This is a genomic window from Phreatobacter sp. AB_2022a (genome assembly GCF_026847585.1).
Lineage (GTDB): Bacteria > Pseudomonadota > Alphaproteobacteria > Rhizobiales > Phreatobacteraceae > Phreatobacter.
Genome location: NZ_JAPSET010000114.1, coordinates 1 through 332 on the forward strand (window position 1 = coordinate 1; position 332 = coordinate 332).

Below are 332 nucleotides of genomic sequence, written 5' to 3' on the forward strand. Positions count from 1 at the left end.
GGCCTTGCCATGGCGACGCTCGACATCATCAAGCTCTACGGCGAGGAGCCGGCGAACTTCCTCGATGTCGGCGGCGGCGCGAGCGAGGAGAAGGTCACCGCCGCGTTCAAGATCATCACCGCCGACCCGCAGGTGAAGGGCATCCTGGTCAACATCTTCGGCGGCATCATGAAGTGCGACGTCATTGCCCGCGGCGTCATCGCCGCGGTCAAGACGGTCGGCCTGAAAGTGCCGCTGGTGGTGCGCCTTGAAGGCACCAATGTCGAGGAAGGCAAGGCGATCATCCGCGCCTCCGGCCTCAACGTCATCCCCGCCGACGACCTGGACGATGC

The 332-nt window shown here is 65.1% G+C and carries 1 pseudogene; it reads left to right on the plus strand.

The features are described from left to right. Positions 1 to 332, plus strand: a pseudogene (gene sucC, locus OZ671_RS31915) (succinate--CoA ligase subunit beta); the annotation flags it as partial.